Origin of the sequence: Butyrivibrio sp. FC2001 (assembly GCF_000424125.1) — a bacterium.
Taxonomy (GTDB): Bacteria; Bacillota; Clostridia; order Lachnospirales; family Lachnospiraceae; genus Butyrivibrio.
The window spans coordinates 1-16,948 of the sequence record NZ_AUJH01000025.1 but is presented as its reverse complement, the minus strand read 5'-3'; the positions used below and the strand labels follow the sequence as shown (position 1 = coordinate 16,948).

Genomic DNA, 16,948 nt, shown 5'->3' with positions numbered 1-16,948 from the left:
ACTTTACTACTAACGAGGTAACATACATGTCATTTGCACATTTACATGTCCATACGGGATATTCCCTGCTGGACGGGTCCAACAAGGTTGCTGACTATGTAAAGAGAATAAAGGAACTCGGACAGACAGCCGGCGCTATTACTGACCACGGCGTCATGTACGGAGTTATTGATTTTTATAAGCTGGCTAAGAAGGAAGGCATAAAGCCCATCCTTGGCTGCGAGGTTTATGTTGCGCCGGGATCACGCTTTGAGAAGGAAGCCGGGGTTAATGAGAATAGATATTATCACCTGGTTCTTCTTGCGGAAAATAATAAGGGATATGAGAATCTGTCCCACATCGTCAGCCGCGGATTTACGGAAGGCTATTACTACAAGCCCCGTGTTGACCTTGAGCTTTTACAGGAATTTCATGAGGGAATAATCTGCCTTTCTGCCTGTCTTGCAGGTGAAGTTCCGAAGGCGATAACCAAGGGAGACCTTGATGAAGCAAGGGCAGCAGCCAAAAGATATGACGACATTTTCGGGCACGGCAACTTTTTCCTTGAGATGCAGGACCACGGAATTCCGGAGCAGGCAAGGGTGAACTCTGCCCTCCTTACACTATCCAAGGAGCTTGATATTCCGCTGGTTGCGACAAATGACTGTCACTACACCTATGCGGAGGATGCTGAGCCCCACGATCTTCTTCTTTGTATCCAGACCGGTAAGAAGGTCTCAGATGAAGACAGAATGCGCTATGAGGGCGGTCAGTACTACGTTAAGAGCGAAGATGAGATGCGACTTCTTTTCCCGTATGCTCAGGAGGCTATTGAGAATACACAGAAGATTGCTGACAGATGTAATGTCGAGATTGAGTTCGGCGTTACCAAGCTCCCTCACTTCGATGTGCCGGAGGGGTATGACTCATGGACATATCTTAACAAGCTCTGTGACGATGGTCTGAAGGAACGCTATCCCGAGGATGACGGAACCATCAAGAAGCAGCTTGATTACGAGCTCTCTGTTATTAAAAGAATGGGCTATGTGGATTATTTCCTCATAGTTTGGGATTATATAAATTTCTGTAGGGAAAACGGAATTGCGGTGGGCCCTGGACGTGGCTCGGCAGCAGGCTCCGTAGTTTCATACTGCACTCATATTACAAACATAGATCCTGTTAAGTATGATCTTCTCTTTGAGCGATTCCTTAATCCGGAACGTGTATCCATGCCCGATATAGACGTGGACTTCGAGTACGAGAGAAGACAGGAAGTCATCGACTACGTTACCAGGAAATACGGTGCCGATAAGGTTGTTCAGATCATAACCTTCGGAACATTGCAGGCTAAGGGAGTTATCAGGGATGTGGCGAGAGTATTGGATCTTCCCTACAGCTACGGCGACAACCTCGCCAAGATGATACCTAATGAGCTTAATATAACGCTGTCCAAGGCGCTGGATATGAACCCTGAGCTTCGCGGAATGTATGATTCGGATCCTCAGGTTAAGCATCTGATAGATATGTGTAAAAAGCTTGAGGGACTTCCGAGGCACACATCAATCCACGCTGCCGGCGTGGTTATCTGCCAGAAGCCCGCGGAGGATCTGGTTCCTCTTTCAAGGTCGGCGGAAGGTAACCTCACAACCCAGTTCACCATGACCACTATTGAAGAGCTGGGACTTTTGAAAATGGATTTCCTTGGCCTTCGTACCCTTACTGTAATTAAGGATGCTGCGAGATTTGCAAATGAATCCATCGGAGCAAAGCCCGGAGACCCCAATTACATAGACATGGATAAGATCAACTACGATGATCCTCAGGTGCTTGCTGCGATTGGAAGCGGTCATGCGGAGGGTGTGTTCCAGCTGGAAAGTGCGGGCATGCAGTCCTTCATGAAGGAGCTTAAGCCCCAGTCCCTGGAGGATATCATCGCAGGAATTTCCCTGTATCGTCCGGGGCCCATGGACTTTATTCCTAAGTATATTTCAGGAAAAAAGGACGCGCAGAACATAACCTACGAGGCACCGCAGCTTGAATCAATACTTGCGCCTACCTACGGCTGTATCGTCTATCAGGAGCAGGTTATGCAGATAGTTCAGCAGATGGGTGGCTACACACTTGGACGAGCTGACGAAGTAAGACGTGCCATGAGTAAGAAGAAGCAGCATGTCATGGAGGTCGAGCGAGAGAACTTCGTTAATGGTAACGAGGCGGAAGGCGTTCCCGGATGTAAGGCCATCGGAGTAGCCCCTGATGTGGCTAACAGAATCTACGATTCCATGATGGACTTTGCAAAGTACGCCTTTAACAAATCACACGCTGCCTGCTATGCGGTTGTCTCAATGCAGACGGCATGGCTTAAATATTACTATCCCGTTGAGTTTATGGCTGCGCTTATGACCTCAGTCATAGACAATCAGGGAAAGGTTTCTTCCTATATAATGACCTGTCGAAATATGGGAATTGAGATCATGCCCCCTGATATCAATGAGGGCTTTTCAGGCTTCTCAGTAGCAAGAATTGCAAAGCCTACAGAAATAGCTAGTGCTGACGGCTCAAAACCGGTAGCAGATGACAGAACCGCAGGAAAAGCTATACGCTATGCCCTGACTTCTATTAAAGGAGTAGGACGCCCTGTCATCGAATCCGTTGTAGAGGAAAGAGAGCTGGGAGGAAAATTCAGGAATCTCAACGACTTCCTTACAAGAATGGAGCCCTACGGCGACATCAACAAGAGAGCCGTGGAGAACTTTATCAAGGCAGGAGCTCTCGACAGCCTTGGCGGCACAAGAAAGCAGATGATGTGCGTCTACGGAAAAGTGATGGATCAGCTCCATGACAAGAATAAGAACAGCGTCGCAGGACAGATGTCATTGTTCGACTTTGCACCTCAGGAGGTGAAGGAACAGTTCGAGATAAAGCTTCCCGATGTGGGCGAGTACCCCAAGGACATGCTTCTCGAATTTGAAAAAGAGGTTCTGGATGTATATGTATCAGGGCATCCTCTCGAGGAGTACGAGGGACTCTGGAAAAAGCACATAACCGCAAAAACCACGGATTTCTATCTCGATGAGGAGACAGGCGAAGCAACGGTTGAGGATAATTCCACAGTCACTGTCGGTGGAATCATCTCCGACAAAAAGACCAAGTACACCAAGACCGACCAGCTTATGGCCTTCATCACCCTTGAGGACCTTGTTGGAAGCATAGAGGTCATCGTATTCCCCAAGACCTACGAGTCCAACGTGGGAAGACTAAACGACGACGCCAAGGTATTCATCCAGGGCCGCGTAAACGCCGAAGAGGACAAGGACGCCAAACTCATTGCTTCCAAAATCCAGCTCTTCGACGAAGTACCGAGAACCCTCTGGGTGCAGTTTGATAATAAGGAAGCATATGAGCAAAATGCTAAACTCCTCGAGGAAACCCTGCTTTCTACAGTAACAGGTCCTGGAGCTCGTGATCAGGTGAGTGTATTCCTTAAGGATACAAAGCAGATGAAAAAGCTCTCACCCTCCTTGAAAGTAAAAGCAAACGACGACACCCTCGCCCTCCTCGCCAACAAATTCGGATCCGACAACATTAGGGTAGTATAAGCTATTCCCCATTATTCCTTGAATGTTTTTGCTATCTGCATAAATATTCGAATAATTTAGCAGTTTTAGTAAATCACGACGCAGACGAAAACATCCATTAATGAATTATGTTCCGGAGGCATACCATATCTAAAAAAATGCTAAATTTATGTGCCTATATAATTGCAGATTGCCAAAAATTGCGCTAATATATAAATCGTAAAAGTGACAAAGATTTATCAATAACGAGGTATTACCTGATATGGCAAAAGAAATCAAAACTATCGGAGTCCTTACAAGTGGTGGCGATGCACCCGGAATGAACGCTGCTATCCGTGCGGTTGTTCGTAAGGCTCTTGCAAACGGACTTAAGGTTAAAGGTGTTAAAAAGGGCTACATGGGCCTTCTTAATGAGGAGATTGTTGACATGGAGCGCCGCAGTGTTGCTGATATCATTCAGCGAGGCGGTACAATCCTCGGAACTGCAAGATGTATGGAGTTCACAACTGAGGAAGGACAGAAGAGAGGCGCTGAGATCTGCAGAAAGCACGGTATCGACGGAATGGTTGTTATCGGTGGTGACGGATCTTACAGAGGTGCTCAGAAGCTTTCAGCACAGGGAATCAACACAATCGGACTTCCCGGAACAATCGACCTTGATATAGCATGTACTGATTACACAATTGGTTTTGATACAGCTATCAATACTGCAATGGACGCTATCGATAAGATCAGAGATACATCCTCATCACATGAGCGAGTAAGTATCGTTGAGGTTATGGGACGTCATGCAGGATATATCGCACTCTGGTGCGCAATCGCTAACGGTGCTGACGACATCCTTCTTCCTGAGAAGTATGACTATAACGAGCAGAGAATCATTGATAACATCATTGATAACCGTAAGAAGGGTAAGACACACCACATCATCATCAACGCAGAGGGTATCGGACACTCAGCTTCTATGGCTCGTCGTATCGAAGCTGCTACAGGTCTTGAGACCAGAGCATCTATCCTTGGATACATGCAGCGTGGTGGTAGCCCGACCTGTAAAGACCGTGTATATGCTTCTCTTATGGGATGCTATGCAGCAGATATCCTTACAGCTGGTAAGACAAACCGCGTAGTTGCATACAGAAACGGTCAGTTCGTTGATTATGATATCGATGAGGCTCTTGCAATGAAGAAGTCCATCAACGAGTATCAGTACGAGATCAGTAAGATCCTGTAATTCTTACTCGAATAAACATAAGTGAAAATAGTAAAACCTTCCCGTTGTGGGAAGGTTTTTCTGTAAGGGAAGGGGCTTATGCTTACAAGCACAAACAATTCCAGAGTTAAGAAAATAGCGGAATATTGTAAAAAAGCCAAGGCAAGAAGAGAGGACGGCGTATTCATAGTTGAAGGAATACGCATGTTAAGAGAGGTTCCGCTGGACCTTATAAGAGAGGTCTATGCCACATCACATTTTATGCAGAATCTCTCAAACGTGGACCGCACAGCTATTGAGGCCATACGGATGAGCGACGGAGTGAGCTTCGAAGAGGTGTCGGATGATGTGATGCGCAAGATGGCTGACACCCAGACACCGCAGGGCGTTATCGCTGTTGTAAAGCAGGCAAAGTGGACCATGGAGGACGTGATAAAGGGAGCTTCGGAAGATGGCTCAAAGGAGACAGCACCGCTTATCCTCATCCTTGAAAACATCCAGGATCCCGGGAATCTCGGCAACATGTTCAGAACAGGTGAAGGCGCAGGCGTGACCGGAATCATTATGAGCAGCGATATGGCAGATGTCTATAATCCCAAGGTTGTCAGATCAACTATGGGGGCAATTTTCAGAGTGCCATTTATATATGTAGATTCAATTCCGGACACGGTCAGAGAGCTCCATGAAAAGTGCGGAATTACAAGCTACGCAGCCCATTTAAAGGGTAAGAAGAATTACGATGAAATAGATTACGGCAAAGGAGCAGCTTTTCTTATAGGTAATGAGGGGAATGGTCTTACGGACGAGGCTGCAAATGCAGCTACTGACTACGTTCTCATCCCCATGCTTGGAAAGGTTGAGTCAATGAATGCCGCAACATCAGCAGCAATTCTCACATTTGAGGCAGCGCGTCAGCGCAGGAATGCAAAGTAACACAATAAAAAGGAGGCAAGGTATGACAATAGGATTTATCGGACTAGGTAATATGGCAAAGGCTCTTATGGGCGGAATCATCTCCAAGGGAATCTTCGATCCCCAGGACATCATCGGTTCTGATCCCATGGAGGCAGCAAGAGAAAGTGCTTCAAAGAAATTCGGAATACAGACAAGAGACAACAACTCAGACGTAGCTAAGGAAGCAGACATCATCCTTCTGGCTGTTAAGCCCCAGTTTCTCAAGGTTGCTATAGCAGACATCATGGATGATATTAATGATAAAAAGCTTGTTATCAGTATCGCAGCAGGTAAGACCCTCGAGTGGATCTCAAAGGAATTTGAGAAGCCTGTAAAGATCATAAGAGTTATGCCTAATACTCCTGCTCTTGTTGGAGAAGGCTGCTCAGCAGTTTGTCCCAATAACCTCTGCAGCGATGAAGATCTTAACATTGCACTGGAAATTTTGGGAAGCTGCGGAACCGCAAACGTAGTAACGGAGAACCTTATGGACGTTGTGACTGGCGTAAGCGGCTCATCACCTGCGTATGTGTTCCTCTTCATCGAGGCAATGGCGGATGCTGCAGTACTTGGAGGCATGCCCAGAAAGCAAGCCTATGAATTTGCTGCACAGGCGGTACTTGGCAGTGCCAAGATGGTGCTGGAGACTGGAAAGCACCCCGGTGAGCTCAAGGATATGGTGTGTTCACCTGCAGGTACGACCATCGAGGCTGTGAAAGTAATGGAAGAAATGGGCTTTAGAGGCATCGTAATGGACGCAGTGCAGGCGGCTACTGAGCGCAGCAAGGAACTGTAAAATCTAACATATAAAGGAACGTAATTTGGGTAATAATTAACAAACGAAAAAACGAAATAAATTAATCATCCAGTAATGGCAAGGGCTCCCCGATTTTTGGGGAGTCTTTTTTACGATAATTTTGGTGATAATTTGACAAAATAACATACATTTGTTACAATAGCCAAGTATTTTGTTTTAACATTTTGTAACAATCTTAAAAAGGAAGCAAAAAAGCATGAAGAAAGCAGGCACGTTAATGCAGGGAGTTCTCGCATTCGCAATGGCGATTATTTTACTTGGAACTTCCAATGGCACAACCGTACAGGCAAGAACATCAAATGTCTTGAACAGTAATGACGTAGGAGTGGGTAACCTTCTTAACCCTACAGAAGTTGCTGAGATCTCCGATGAGGAGGTTGCCAAGGCTCACACTTTTGCCCAGGATATAAATGACGAGGCTGATGATGTTGCAGATGATGAGGAGGAAGACGAAGAAGAGGATTCCTCTAAGCTGGTAATGGCTAATGTATCACAGGTTATGAACATTCGTATCGCACCTGATGATAATGCAGAAAAAGTTGGAGTTCTTTATAAGGACTGCGGTGGTAAGATTATTGAACAGCAGGATGGTTGGACAAAGCTTCAGTCAGGTGATGTAGTAGGCTGGGCTAAGGATGATTACCTCCTTTTCGATGAAGAGGCTGAGGAGCTTGCTCAGGAAGTAGGCGTACAGCTTGTAACAAGTAATTGCGAGGCACTTCGTATCCGTGCTGAGGCAGACGAAGATGCAGACGTTTTAGGTGTTATTACAAACGATGGTTTTGTAGATATGGTCGAGGATCTTGGTAACGGATGGATCCAGGTTGATTACAACGATGAGACCGGTTATGTTCAGGCCGATTATGTTGATACTGATTTCAGAATCGATGAAGGCGAGACAATAGCAGCTATCGAGGCCAGAGAGGCTGAAGAGGCTAAGCGCAAGGCTGAGGAAGCTGAGAAGGCAGCTAAGGCTAAGCTTACAGAGAACAGAGGCGCTGTGGCAGCAGGTGCAGATGAGGCAAGACTTCTTGCAGCACTTATCTACTGCGAAGCAGGTAACCAGTCCTATGAAGGTAAGGTTGCAGTCGGTGCCGTAGTTATGAACCGTGTTAAGAGCGGTGCTTATGCAGGAACAATCCCCGGAGTTATCTATGCATCCGGACAGTTCACACCCGCACTTAACGGTACTGTTGACAGAGTATACGCAGGTAACATTCCTGACAGCTGCATCCAGGCAGCTAACGCAGCACTTGCTGGTGAGACCACATGCGGCGGCGCAACTCACTTCAGACGCGCAGGCGGACATGACGGACAGGTTATCGGAGCACACGTATTCTGGTAAAGGTATTATATAAATAGGATTTGTGGTAAAATAAAGCCTGATTATGGATTTTTCCATAGTCAGGCTTCATTATTTATTATTAGGAGGAGTTATCATGGCAGTTAATTTGCACGGAAGAGATTTTCTTAAGTTACTGGATTTTGAACCTGAAGAGATAGAGTATCTTCTTGACCTTGCTGCAGAGTTCAAAGAGAAGAAAAAGAACGGAACTTTGCACGATGAGTATAGAGGAAAAAATGTAGCTCTCATTTTTGAGAAGACAAGCACACGTACCAGATGCTCATTTGAAGTTGCTGCACATGATCTTGGAATGGGAACAACCTATCTTGATCCCAGCGGTTCTCAGATAGGTAAGAAGGAGAGTATCGCAGATACAGCAAGGGTTCTTGCAAGCATGTATGACGGAATCGAGTACAGAGGCTTTGAGCAGACCATAGTTGATGATCTTGCCAAGTATTCCAAGGTGCCCGTATGGAACGGTCTTACAAATGAGTTCCATCCTACACAGATGCTGGCTGATCTTCTCACAATACGTGAGCACTTCGGCAAGCTTAACGGTATTCACATGGTTTACATGGGCGATGCGAGATACAACACAGGTAATTCTCTGATGGTTGCATCAGCAAAGATGGGACTTCACTTTACAACCTGTGCTCCAAAGAAGTACTGGCAGAACGATGAGCTTGTTAATACATGCAAAGAAATCGCAAAGAAGACAGGCGCAGTGATAGATTTCTGCGAGGATCCTATGGAAGCAACCAAGGGTGCTGATGTTATTTCAACTGACGTGTGGGTATCCATGGGCGAGCCCGATGAAGTGTGGGAAGAGAGAATTACTGACTTGAAGCCCTACAGGGTAACATCAGACATTATGAAAAATGCAGGCGATCAGGCTGTATTTATGCACTGCCTGCCTGCTTTCCACGATCTTGGAACAGGCATCGGCCAGAAAATAAAGGAAAAATTCGGACTTAATGAGATGGAAGTAACTGATGAAGTTTTTGAATCTTCACAGTCCATTGTTTTCCAGGAAGCAGAAAATCGCATGCATACTATTAAGGCGGTTATGTACGCAACAATATGATGAATAAGGATAAAATAGCCGTGGCTCTTACCACCAGGTGGGCAGCCAGGGAGCTGGACTACCGCGACGTGGTTGATTCCACCAACGACATAGCTGATGATGCCGGAAAAAGTGGAAAGGCCAGCGGCTTTTTGGCAGTAGCGGATAAACAGGAAGCCGGAAGAGGAAGCAGAGGAAGAAGCTGGGTTTCACCCTCTGAGAGCAACATTTTCATGAGCATCATGCTAAGGCCTGACATCAGCATGGAAAATGCCCCGGGGCTTACACTTGTGATGGCGCTTTCCGTGGCAGAGGGCATAGAGGATATGCTTAATGACAGCGGATATGAGCTTAAGAGTGGAGACCTTGGAATTAAGTGGCCAAACGATATAGTCTTGAATAAAAGGAAAATCTGCGGTATTTTAACAGAGCTAAAGCCTGCAGCTGATGGCGACTATTATGTAGTTATTGGCATTGGCATTAACGTAAACCAGAAGGCTGAGGATTATCCCTTAGAAATAAGGGAGACTGCGGGCTCAGTTTTTTCAGAGACAGGCGTCATAACTGACAGACCAAGGCTTATAGGAAGGGTTATGCATCACTTCGAGAATAACTATGAGAAGTATGTAGAATCCAAGGATCTGTCCATGCTGAAGGCCGATTATGAAAAGCGGCTGATAAATATAAATAAGGTAGTTAAGATAATTGATCCGGATACGGAGTACGAGGCGACAGCCCTTGGAATTACCAAGGAGGGCGCCCTGGTCGTTAGAAAAGATGACGGCAGTGAAGAAGTCATCAACGCCGGGGAAGTAAGCGTTCGCGGACTTTACGGATATGTATAAATAAATCATGCAGCTGTGGCTGCGGAGGTGGATATGCTATTAGCAGTTGATGTAGGTAATACAAACATTACCTTTGGTGTTTTAAAGGGAAAGAATATTGTGGCATCTTTTCGTATGATGTCTCAGACAGCGCATACATCTGATGAGTATGGTAACAACATCATAGCGCTCCTTAGAAACAACGGAATTAATAAGGATGAGATCGATGGAATAATCGTGGCAAGCGTTGTGCCTAACATTATGCATGCGCTGGTTAATTCCATGGTCAAGTATCTTGGAAAGCAGCCCTACATCGTGGGCCCCGGCATCAAGACCGGAATAAAGATCATGACTAAGAACCCCGCTGAGATAGGTCCTGACCTTGTGGTGGGTGCAGTTGCAGCCTATGAGATGTACGGCGGACCTGCAATAGTTGTTGATTTTGGAACAGCGACCACATACGTGCTTGTTACTGAAAACGGCGATTTTACTGCAGGTGTTGTAAGTCCCGGAATCAGAATTTCAGCAAAGGCACTTTGGGAAGATACAGCAAAGCTTCCTGAGATCGAGATCAAAAAGCCTGACAGCATCCTTGCTCAGGAGACCATCAGCTCAATGCAGGCAGGACTTGTTTACGGCCAGATCGGTCAGACCAAGTACATCATAAACGAGATGAAGAAGGAGTCAGGCCTTAAGGATGTCAAGGTAGTGGTTACCGGCGGACTTGGAAGGCTCATCGCAGAAGAGGTCGAAGAGGTAGATGTGTATGACCCCAATCTTTTGCTGCAGGGACTTCGCATCATCTATGAAAAGAACAAGAAGGTTAAGCCTAAGGCGGGAGAGTTTTCAGAAACCGAGTAAGGAATGAGGTCAATATAGAATGAGTAAAGACGACGAGAAGGAAATAAGAAAGGTCTACAGTGAGGAGTCACGCCCCGGCGATGAGGAGAGAGTTCACTCCGACACATTGAATGCCGACAAGGCAAAGGGTAGACGCCTTATCATAAATAAAGAGACTGGTAAGATTACAAACGCTGAGACAGGCGAAGAGGTTTCAGATATTCAGGTGGTAACTGAGGACGGATCTCTTGGAAGCGTGTCAGCAGGTGGAAGGATAATCCTCTGCGGTGCAAATGCCTATGAGATGAAGTACTACTTCAATCCTCTTTTCAAAAAGATTCCCGAGAGCATCCAGAAGGAGCTTCATATTATAAGCGTTCTGTTTACACAGGAAGCCGGCGGAATTTTCACAATTGAGTTCGAGGATGATGGTTCCATTACAATGGAGACTACCAGGGATGACGAGGATATCACCTACGACGAGGTCAGCGCCGGTCTTCTTATCGGAGAGGTCAGAAGACAGAGACAGGATCTCTTCGAGGCGCTTCAGATGTATTACAGAGCCATGATCCTTCATGAGGATATGAGCGACATTCTGAGTGAGGATGATGAGTAAGACTGCTTTTTATATAAAGCTATGATTCGGAAGGATATGGAATGCGCAGAGTAACAAATGCGTTTAACAATAAAGGCGTAAGATATAACGATTATCTGCATCCGCTGACAATAGGGGATGTGGAGCTAAAAAATAATATTATACTAGGACCGATGGCAGGCGTATCTGACCTGCCATTTCGTCTGCTTTGCAGTGAGATGGGTGCGGGGCTGGTCTGCATGGAGATGGTGAGCGCCAAGGCGATAACCTATCACAACAGGAATACCAATGACATGCTGGAGATTCACCCTGCGGAGAGACCTGTGTCGCTGCAGCTTTTCGGAAGTGAGCCTGAGGTCATGGCGGAAGCCACCAGAATGATAGCGGGAAGGCCCTATGACATTCTTGATGTGAATATGGGATGCCCGGTGCCGAAGGTTGTAGGTAACGGTGAGGGCTCAGCCCTTATGAAAAATCCGAAGCTTATCGAGGAGATTGTAAGGGTCATGGTGTCTGAGACTGACAGACCTGTGACTGTTAAGATAAGAAAAGGCTTTACAGAATCAAGCGTCAACGCGGTTGAGTGCGCCCTGGCAGCTGAGGAAGGCGGAGCTGCCGCAATCGCTGTTCATGGAAGAACCAGAGAGCAGTACTACAGTGGAGAGGCAGACTGGTCGATAATAAGAAAGGTGAAGGAAGCTGTCAGAGTTCCTGTAATCGGAAACGGCGATGTGACAGATGGCCCAAGCGCGAAAGCACTTATCGATGAGACCGGGTGTGACGGCGTTATGATTGCAAGAGCCTCTGAGGGAAATCCCTGGATTTTCAGAGAGGTGATAGGTTATCTGTCTGACGGAGATGTGCCTGAGAGACCTTCGATGCAGGAGATATACGACATGGTGATAAGACATGCGGACCTGCAGCTTAAGTATAAGGGCGAGTATATCGGAATAAGGGAAATGAGAAAGCATGTGTCCTGGTACACGACAGGTCTTCCGGGATCAGCAAAGTTCAGAGCCATGATAAACACAATGGATGATATGGATTCACTTAAGGCTGCATGTGCGGTTGTGTTTGGAGTAAAGGACTGAGATTTTTAGCTGTTTGTGAGGGGCGGAAAGCTATCAAAATATAATAAATAGTTGAGTGTATAAAACTTATTTTGACTTTATATAATTATTCATATATAATGCTATGGATTGTAAACACTTATATCATTGACACTATTTATTTGCATCGCTGTGAACAGTGGGCAAAATTCTATCTTTATAGAAAGGGTATTTCAAAATGGAAGAAAAGAAAAACATTTTAACCTACGAAGGACTCAAGGCTTACGAGGATGAGCTTCATGACCTCAAGGTTGTGAAGAGAGCAGAAGTTGCCGAGAGAATCAAGGAAGCTCGTGAGCAGGGTGACCTTTCCGAGAACGCTGAGTACGATGCAGCTAAGGATGAGCAGAGAGATATCGAGGCTCGTATCGAGGAACTCGAGAAAATCCTTAAGAATGCAGAAGTCGTTGTTGACGAGGACGTTGACCTTGATAAGGTAAGCGTAGGTGCTAAGGTTAAGCTTCTTGACATAGCAGCTAACGAAGAGATTCAGTACAGCATCGTTGGTTCATCAGAGGCTAACAGCCTTAAGGGTAAGATCAGTAACGAATCACCTGTTGGTAAGGCACTTATCGGCGCTAAGGTCGGTGAGGAAGTAACCGTAGAGACACAGATGGGTGATTTCAAGTACAAGGTTCTTGAGATCGTTCGTAAGTAATTAATTACAGATACTTAAGAGCAGGGGTAATGAAAACTTACCCCTTTTCTATTTTCATATGGAAAGAGGAGTGAAAAGTGGCAGAAAATCAGCAGAAGAATCAGAATCAGCAGAAGACAGAGGATATCAATCAGCTTAAGAAGGTTCGCCGTGAAAAGCTTGCAGACCTTCAGGCAGCAGGAAAGGATCCTTTCCAGATCGTAAAGTATGATCAGACACATCACGCACAGGAGATCAGAGATAACTTCGAGACATTAGAGGTTGTTCCCGAGACAGACGCAGAGGGTAAGCAGATCACACCTGAGCTTTCAGAGATTCCCGCAGAAAAACAAGTATCTCTTGCAGGTCGTATGATGAGCAAGCGAGTAATGGGTAAGGCATCTTTTGCAAACCTTCAGGATAAGTCAGGCCGTATGCAGCTCTACGTTTCAAGAAACGATCTTGGCGACGATTCCTACGCTGCATTTAAGAAGATGGATATCGGCGATATCATCGGCGTTAAGGGCTTTGCGTTCAGAACTAAGACAGGTGAGATTTCTGTTCATGTTAAGGAGCTGACTCTTTTATCCAAGTCACTTCAGCCCCTTCCGGAGAAATTCCACGGACTTACAGATACAGAGATACGTTTCAGACAGCGTTATGTTGACCTCATCATGAATGAAGAGGTTAAGGAAACTTTCATCAAGAGATCACAGATTATCCAGGAGATCCGTAACTTCCTTGCAGCTCGTGACTTCATGGAGGTTGAGACACCTATGCTTGTTGAGAACGCAGGCGGTGCTGCTGCAAGACCTTTCCTCACACATTACAACGCACTTGATGAGGAGAGAAAGCTTCGTATCTCACTTGAGCTTTACCTTAAGAGACTTATCGTTGGCGGTCTTGAGAGAGTATTCGAGATTGGACGAGTTTTCAGAAACGAAGGTACAGATACAAGACATAACCCTGAGTTCACACTTATGGAGTTGTATCAGGCATATACAGATTATGAAGGAATGATGGAGCTCACAGAGAGCATGTTCCGTTACCTTGCAGAGAAGGTTTGCGGCACAACTCAGATTCCTTACGGCGACAACATCATCGACCTTGGTAAGCCCTTCGAGCGTCTTACAATGAACGACGCTATCAAGAAGTACGCAGGCGTTGACTTCGATGCTGTTAAGACAGACGAGGAAGCTAAGGCTATCGCTAAGGAACACCACGTTGAGTTTGAGGATCGTCACACCAAGGGCGACATCATCAACCTCTTCTTCGAGGAGTTCTGCGAGGAGAAGCTGATCCAGCCTACATTTATCATGGATCATCCTATCGCAATATCACCTCTTACAAAGAAGAAGCCCTCAGATCCTGAGAAGGTTGAGCGTTTCGAGCTCTTCATCAACACATGGGAGATGTGCAACGCATACTCAGAGCTTAACGATCCTATCGACCAGAGAGAGCGCTTCGCAGCGCAGGATGCCAATGCGGCAGCAGGCGATGACGAAGCTGAGCACACAGATGAGGACTTCCTCAACGCACTTGAGATTGGCATGCCTCCGACCGGTGGTATTGGTTATGGTATTGACAGATTGTGTATGCTGCTTACGAACAGTGCTAACATAAGAGAAGTTTTGCTCTTCCCGACCTTGAAATCGCTTGATAAGTGATGCAAATCCAGTATTTATGTGGGTTTGATAGAACAAATTGGTACAATAGAATAGAATAAAATATGTGTCACCGCAGAAAGTTATTAGAAAACATTCTGCGGTGATTTTGCTTATATGGAATAATTATTAATTATTTACTTCTTGAATCAGCAAGAGCGCATCTTAAAGCGCTTACCGTTTGCGAAATAATTTTATCTTCATCGACAGTGTATATTGAAGCTGCATTATTACCGCGCAATGAGTCATTTAAATAATCCTGTAAAAAGAGATCAGTTGAAATATTTAAGGCATTTGCAACATCAATCAGTGTATTGATGCTTGGAAATGAAGAACCGACCTCTAGTCTTGCCAGGAATTCTCTCGTAACACCTATACGTTCTGCAAGGACTTCTTGGGAGAGTCCGGCACTTTTTCTATAATAAAGAGCTACCTTCTGCCGGCTCTGTTCAATGCCCCAACAACAATGAGCAGTTACTATCAGTCGGAGGTAAGCCATGATCTTGCATGTGGCGTCGTATAAAAATGTTTGACATAGCGGAACAACACTCATAAAATAGAATCATCAGGAATGTCAAACAATACTCACAAGGAGGATGAAGATATGCCAAGAGTTAATCTTTCGCTTAGCCAGGATCTGTATGATCGCATTGAGAAGGAAGCCAAGAAGCAGAACGTAACTGTTAACTATTATGTCTGCGAGATGATCGAGGAGAAGTTCGGCAAAAGAACTACCTACGACTATTCAGTTGCTGTCGGCAATATGATCAAGGAAGCCAAGAAGATGGACAAAGAGTTCACCCTGGCAGATCTCCCCACCTTCTCTGATGTGGGAGAGGTCCTTGTAGAGTACAAGATAAAAGAATCACCTGCTCAGGTACGAGCTCGCCTTGGCAAAATGTTCAACGAGGCAGTACGCCAGGGGACAGCCAAGGGAGTTGAGAGAGCAACTACAGTAAAAGATGGAGAGGAGCAGCTTAAGTTCTATTCAAGAGCCGCAGTGTATGTCAACAAGCTTAATCAGATGAAAAAGGACGGAAAATAAAAGGGGGATCAGTAATGTTAGCAGCAGTAGTTTTAGCAATAGCCATTGGAATGTGGATTGCAAGGAAATCATTTAACGCAGTTATGACTAAACTCCCATATGTCTCTGGCTTACTTGGAGTATTGTTCCTTGTGTTTGCTTTTCCAAGTCTTAAGAATATTATCCCGGGAGAGAGTAGGGCGAGCATTATTGCAGTTATACTTATTGTTGAGGCTATTATTTTTGTGTTGGTAAAGAATGAACAGACTAGCGGACCGATGGTCGCATTCTCGTCAATGTTCTTTATTGGATTGGCAATGATTGTGGTTAACAGCAGTATAGAGTATCCCTCTTGGCAAAAAGCTGTGTTGGTTACTGTTATATACTTGATTTCTGCAGGCTTTGTAATAGCCTCTAATTTCGCAAGTACAGGAGAGATACGAGCAACGAGAAGGAACATCGTAGCTAGTGTATTAGTTGCTTTCCTTTATGCAGCGACTGTTGCAGTAAACTTGCTCGTTATTCTGGGATATATTTGGGCTAAATACATTAAAGCATATTATTCAGAGGGCTTCTATAAAACATTTGATAATGGTGGTCTGATAGTTATAGCTGGAGCAATGATAGCAACAGCCATAATTAGTTTTATTAGAGATAGAAAGCAGAGTTTTAATGCCAATAGCGAGGAATCAATAGCTTGATAAACTTGTGATTTCATACGATACATATGAAAGCTACTTGACGGAGTTTCCGTCAAGTAGCTTTTAATATAGAGAAAAAAAAGATATATTAGAAAATAAGTAATTTGATAATTGGGGATTGGGGAAAAATATGATACTGTATGAGAATTTTATCGCAAATTTTATGGAATCAGCTAAATCGAGAAATCTTCCAGGGTATTTAGAAGAGGAATATAACAGACGTGTTTCTAGAAGACTTTCTGGTAGTGTAAAAAAGAGTTGGAAATACACAATGGAAGTATTAAGACAAATAATTGTTCAGTTGCATATATTGTTTTATGTCCAAGGTATGTTGACAGTACCGGTAATGCAACATAAAGATCAACGCCGTTGTCTACCATCTGCTTAAACGAACGTACTGCAAAAGTGTGTCGCCAGTCATGTATCCTTGGCCCGTTACCATCGCCAAAATATGGTATTTGTGCCTTATCCAAAAACTTTCTGTGAAGTTCATATATGACATCTCCGCAGAGCCGGTCACCATTTACATTTGTAAAAATATATTCATCATCTTCAAGGGCATAGAAGCATTTATCTGCGTATTGTGTTATTAAATCTAGCAATTCATC

Annotated in this window: 16 protein-coding genes; 14 read left to right on the top strand and 2 right to left on the bottom strand. The window is 45.0% G+C overall.

Annotated features, from left to right (window positions below; genetic code table 11):
• Positions 1-26: 26 nt before the first annotated feature.
• The 12 genes from G601_RS0111965 (at position 27) to lysS (ending at position 14,618) form a co-directional block, all read left to right on the top strand.
• Complete coding sequence (locus tag G601_RS0111965; RefSeq protein ID WP_026665506.1) at positions 27-3,578, top strand: DNA polymerase III subunit alpha; 3,552 nt, start codon at positions 27-29, stop codon at positions 3,576-3,578.
• 241 nt (positions 3,579-3,819) lie between these two features.
• The gene (gene pfkA, locus G601_RS0111960; RefSeq protein WP_026491500.1) at positions 3,820-4,788 is read left to right on the top strand and encodes a 6-phosphofructokinase; all 969 of its coding nucleotides are present in this window, start codon (positions 3,820-3,822) and stop codon (positions 4,786-4,788) included.
• A gap of 78 nt (positions 4,789-4,866) precedes the next feature.
• Positions 4,867-5,700: a TrmH family RNA methyltransferase gene (locus tag G601_RS0111955; protein WP_026491499.1), complete on the top strand. Its 834-nt coding sequence runs from the start codon at positions 4,867-4,869 to the stop codon at positions 5,698-5,700.
• 22 nt (positions 5,701-5,722) lie between these two features.
• Complete coding sequence (gene proC, locus G601_RS0111950; protein WP_026665505.1) at positions 5,723-6,517, top strand: pyrroline-5-carboxylate reductase; 795 nt, start codon at positions 5,723-5,725, stop codon at positions 6,515-6,517.
• Positions 6,518-6,734: 217 nt separating this feature from the next.
• Positions 6,735-7,883: a cell wall hydrolase gene (locus G601_RS0111945; RefSeq protein WP_026665504.1), complete on the top strand. Its 1,149-nt coding sequence runs from the start codon at positions 6,735-6,737 to the stop codon at positions 7,881-7,883.
• Positions 7,884-7,977: 94 nt separating this feature from the next.
• Complete coding sequence (gene argF / locus G601_RS0111940) at positions 7,978-8,967, top strand: ornithine carbamoyltransferase (protein WP_035790721.1); 990 nt, start codon at positions 7,978-7,980, stop codon at positions 8,965-8,967.
• Positions 8,967-9,791, top strand: coding sequence for a biotin--[acetyl-CoA-carboxylase] ligase (locus tag G601_RS23060; RefSeq protein ID WP_196812522.1), 825 nt, complete (start codon positions 8,967-8,969; stop codon positions 9,789-9,791). The genes argF and G601_RS23060 overlap by 1 nt, the downstream gene beginning before the upstream one ends.
• A 33-nt stretch (positions 9,792-9,824) precedes the next feature.
• Entirely contained in the window at positions 9,825-10,631 is an 807-nt protein-coding gene (locus G601_RS0111930; protein ID WP_026491495.1) for a type III pantothenate kinase, read from the top strand.
• 19 nt (positions 10,632-10,650) lie between these two features.
• Positions 10,651-11,226, top strand: coding sequence for a DUF6145 family protein (locus G601_RS26885; protein WP_242830040.1), 576 nt, complete (start codon positions 10,651-10,653; stop codon positions 11,224-11,226).
• A 41-nt stretch (positions 11,227-11,267) separates the two neighbouring features.
• On the top strand, positions 11,268-12,296 hold the full coding sequence (gene dusB / locus G601_RS0111920) for a tRNA dihydrouridine synthase DusB (RefSeq protein ID WP_081673513.1): 1,029 nt from the start codon (positions 11,268-11,270) through the stop codon (positions 12,294-12,296).
• 196 nt (positions 12,297-12,492) lie between these two features.
• Positions 12,493-12,972, top strand: a complete 480-nt coding sequence (gene greA, locus G601_RS0111915) for a transcription elongation factor GreA (protein WP_026491492.1) — start codon at positions 12,493-12,495, stop codon at positions 12,970-12,972.
• Positions 12,973-13,049: 77 nt separating this feature from the next.
• Positions 13,050-14,618, top strand: coding sequence for a lysine--tRNA ligase (gene lysS / locus G601_RS0111910; protein ID WP_026665501.1), 1,569 nt, complete (start codon positions 13,050-13,052; stop codon positions 14,616-14,618).
• Between the two features lie 130 nt (positions 14,619-14,748).
• Here the strand turns inward: lysS and G601_RS26880 are convergent, their stop codons facing one another.
• Positions 14,749-15,168: a helix-turn-helix domain-containing protein gene (locus G601_RS26880; RefSeq protein WP_051205797.1), complete on the bottom strand. Its 420-nt coding sequence runs from the start codon at positions 15,166-15,168 to the stop codon at positions 14,749-14,751.
• Between the two features lie 51 nt (positions 15,169-15,219).
• Between G601_RS26880 and G601_RS0111900 the strand changes: the two genes are divergently transcribed.
• Positions 15,220-15,660 (top strand): hypothetical protein, encoded by a 441-nt coding sequence (locus tag G601_RS0111900; protein ID WP_022778257.1) that lies wholly within the window; start codon positions 15,220-15,222, stop codon positions 15,658-15,660.
• A 14-nt stretch (positions 15,661-15,674) separates the two neighbouring features.
• Entirely contained in the window at positions 15,675-16,340 is a 666-nt protein-coding gene (locus tag G601_RS0111895; RefSeq protein ID WP_026665500.1) for a hypothetical protein, read from the top strand.
• A gap of 227 nt (positions 16,341-16,567) precedes the next feature.
• Here G601_RS0111895 and G601_RS0111890 read toward each other — a convergent pair.
• The coding region (locus G601_RS0111890; RefSeq protein WP_026665499.1) for a tyrosine-type recombinase/integrase at positions 16,568-16,948 on the bottom strand (381 nt) is incomplete at its 5' end.